At 68.4% G+C, this 3,188-nt stretch carries 4 protein-coding genes; 2 read left to right on the top strand and 2 right to left on the bottom strand.

Annotated features, from left to right (window positions below; all coding sequences use genetic code 11):
- Positions 1-758, bottom strand: a 758-nt coding sequence (locus Y706_RS26405; RefSeq protein ID WP_043436472.1) for an SDR family NAD(P)-dependent oxidoreductase, incomplete at its 3' end; no start/stop codon positions are given.
- Between the two features lie 83 nt (positions 759-841).
- Here Y706_RS26405 and Y706_RS0118525 point away from each other — a divergent pair.
- Both Y706_RS0118525 and Y706_RS0118520 read left to right on the top strand, forming a co-directional pair.
- Entirely contained in the window at positions 842-1,456 is a 615-nt protein-coding gene (locus tag Y706_RS0118525; protein ID WP_028277773.1) for a TetR family transcriptional regulator, read from the top strand.
- 102 nt (positions 1,457-1,558) lie between these two features.
- Positions 1,559-2,227 carry an alpha/beta fold hydrolase gene (locus tag Y706_RS0118520; RefSeq protein ID WP_043436469.1) on the top strand — a complete coding sequence of 223 codons (669 nt, stop codon included), beginning with the start codon at positions 1,559-1,561 and terminating at the stop codon, positions 2,225-2,227.
- Positions 2,228-2,243: 16 nt separating this feature from the next.
- Here the strand turns inward: Y706_RS0118520 and Y706_RS0118515 are convergent, their stop codons facing one another.
- Complete coding sequence (locus Y706_RS0118515) at positions 2,244-3,167, bottom strand: cytochrome b/b6 domain-containing protein (RefSeq protein WP_084476248.1); 924 nt, start codon at positions 3,165-3,167, stop codon at positions 2,244-2,246.
- Positions 3,168-3,188: the final 21 nt, after the last annotated feature.

Below are 3,188 nucleotides of genomic sequence, written 5' to 3'. Positions count from 1 at the left end.
TCGGAGGCGAGGATGGCGCCGTTGATGTTGGTACCGTCGTCGCTAAGCAGGAACGTGATGGACGCGGCGAGCTGCGCGGCGGTGGCGGGCGTCGGGACGGTGGCCTGCATCAGCGGGCCGAGGCGTTCGGCCGCGAGCTGGGAACCCCAGTTGGCCACGATGTTGGTGATGGTGGGGCCGGGGGCCACGGCGTTGAAGCGCAGGCCCTTGGGCCCGTACATTACAGCCGAGTTCTTGGTCAGGCCCACGACGGCGTGCTTGGACGCCGTGTACGCGGCGCCGGCGGCGGACCCGCGCAGCCCGGCCTCGGAGGCGACGTTGACCACGGAACCGGTCCCGGCGTCCAGCATCAGCGGCACCACCGCGCGGGTCAGGCGCATGAGGGCGGTGACGTTGATCCGGAAGACACGGTCCCAGGTGTCGTCGTCCACCTCGTGGATCGGGGCGAAGTTGTCCATGATGCCGGCGACGTTCGCCAGCGCGTCGATTCGTCCGCCGGCGGCCGCGACGGAAATCTCGCCCGGCATGGACGTCCGGGGAGCATCGGATACCGGGACCAGGTCCAGCCCGGCGTTCTCGGCCACGAGGTCATCCAGGCGTTCCTTGCTGATGTCGGCGGCGATGACGCGGCCGCCTTCCCTGGCGATGCGCAGCGCGGTGGCCTGGCCGATGCCGGAGGCTGCGCCGGTGACGATGACGGTCTTGCCGGCGAACCGGCCGGTGGTGGTGACTTCCTGCCATGAAGCTTCGTTGCCCATGATGTCCTTCCAGACGTTGCTCATCCTGATGCGGCCCAGCTTATGACACTCTGTGTCATTATGTAAGGGTGAATACTGGTGGGATGCCTTCGGATGCCGTGACCACCGCCGTTCCGCGCCCCGCCGGGCGCCCGGTGACGATTGATCCCGACGCCGTGGCCGCCCTCGCGCTGCGGCTGTTCGCCGAGCGCGGCTACGAGCAGACCTCCATGGAGGACATCGCGCGCGAGGCGGGGATCGGGCGCAAGAGCCTGTACCGCTACTTCTCCAGCAAGGCCGAGCTCGTCTGGGGCGGCATGGAGCCGGTGGTCGAGGCTTCCCGTCTCGTGCTCGATTCGGCCCGCGCTGAAGGTCCCGGCGGCGACATCCTGGCGGGGCTCCGGGAGGCCGCCATCGCCGGGGTTGCCGTCCTGCCTGACCTCGCCGTGACGCGCGGCCGGCTGCGGCTGATCGCCGAACACCCCGAACTGGCCAGCCGGAGCTACGAGTCCCTGGCGCCGCAGCGCGAGCGGACCCGAGCGTATCTGCTGTCGGCCGGGGTCCGCGAGGATGTCGCGGGGTATCTGTGTGCCGCACTGATCGGCGCGACGTTCGAGGCCTGGATGCAGTGGGCCGCCGGGACGGACCCGGATCCGGTGCCGTATTTGGTGGCGGCGGTTGGGGTATTGCGGGTGCCGGAGTCGACGCGGGCGGGGTGACAATGGGGAGATGAGATCCGCATCGAAACGAACCCGGCCCAACGGCCGCCGCCTGCCGGTCCGGCCCCGGGGTCCCGCCGTCGTGGCTTGGCCGGTGCTGCGGTGAGCAGATTCGTCCTGATCCCCGGAGCGGGCGGCGCGGCCTGGTACTGGAGCCGCGTCGTTCCGCTGCTGCAGAGGGCCGGCCACGAAGCCGTTGCCGTCGATCTGCCCGGCGACGATGAAAGCGCCGGGCTGCCCGAGTACGCGCGCCTGGTGCTCGAAGCCGTCGGTGGACGCCAGGACGTGGTGCTCGTTGCGCAGTCACTGGGTGGCTTCACCGCCCCGCTGGTGTGCGAAAAAGCCCCCGTCGCCGGGCTTGTCCTGGTGAATGCGATGATCCCCGTACCGGGCGAGACCCCCGGCGCATGGTGGGACACCACCGGCTGGGCTGCGGCGCAGCAAAGCGCGGCCCAGGCCCACGGGTACAGCACTGAGTTCGACACGGACACCTATTTCCTGCACGACGTTCCGCCGGAAGTCGCCGCGGAAGGCGAACCGCACCAACGCCCCGAAGCAGAGGCGGTGTTCGAGTCGGCCTGCAACTTCACGGCCTGGCCCGGTATCCCGACCCGCGTCCTGGCCGGAAAGGGTGACCGGTTCTTTCCCCTGGCCTTCCAACAACGGCTCGCCCGCGAACGCCTCGGCATAGAGCCCGACGTGCTGCCCGGCGGCCATCTCCTCGCCCTGGCAAACCCGGACGGCGTGGCCGATTACCTGCTGCGCCGCTGAACGCGGGAATTCCGGCCTAGCGGCTGCTCACCTGGCCGAACAGCTTCGCGATGGGCGCGAGCACCAGCGGGCGGGCGGCGTACCATCCGGCCGCCGTGATGGCGATGGCGGCCGCGAAGAGCCAGAACCCGGCCCAGTTCACCACGTCGGTGCCGCCGAACATGTGGTTCAGGTTGCGCAGCGCACCGGTCGCGAACACGAGGAACACGTGGATGAGGATGAACAGCACGAAAAACAGCATGGTCGGGAAGTGCACCGCGCGCGCAACCTCCACCGGGTATATCTTGTTCAGCGTTTTCGCGTTCTTCGGCCAGAACTCGCTCATGCGCGCACCCGTGATCGCAGCGACGGGGGCAGCGATGAAGACCACCACGAAGTACATGATCTGCTGCAGGCTGTTGTAGTTCACCCAGCCGGTCTCAACGGGCCAGTCCAGTGTCATGTACTGCAGGAGCGCGGAGAGCGCGTTCGGGACGGCCTCCCAACTGCTCGGCACGATCCGCATCCAACGGCCAGAGGCAAACAGCAGCACCACAAAGATGAGCCCGTTGGCCAGCCACAAAATGTCGAGCGACTGGTGCAGCCACAGGTTAATGCTGATCTTCTTGCCACCGCGCTTCGGCGTCCAGTACGCCGGCGGCTTCTGCTGCGTGCGCACCTGATAGCCGGAGCGAATGATGAGCACCATCAGGAAGATGTTCAGGAAGTGCGCCCACTGTGCCCACCATGGGAAGCCGGGCTCCACCGTATCGGGCAGGTCATAAGCGCCGGGGTATCTCTCGAGGAACTCGGGCACGCCCGGCAGGGTCGTCACGCCGCGCGCGGCGAGCACAAGAATCGCTGCGGCGGCCACTCCGCCGACGGCGAAGAGCACGACGAGCTTGATCCACTGGCCCAGGGTACGTGAGCCGTAGAGCCTTGCCTCGGCCTTGGGCTTCACGGGCTTTTCGACGGCGGCGGG

Origin of the sequence: Arthrobacter sp. I3, from assembly GCF_000520575.1 — a bacterium.
Lineage (GTDB): Bacteria > Actinomycetota > Actinomycetes > Actinomycetales > Micrococcaceae > Arthrobacter > Arthrobacter humicola_A.
This window is presented reverse-complemented; position numbering and strand designations above follow the sequence as displayed.

Bases quoted from the DNA above. Each gene is read 5' to 3' on its own strand.
- Y706_RS0118525 (WP_028277773.1), top strand. From the start codon at position 842: ATGCCTTCGGATGCCGTGACCACCGCCGTTCCGCGCCCCGCCGGGCGC.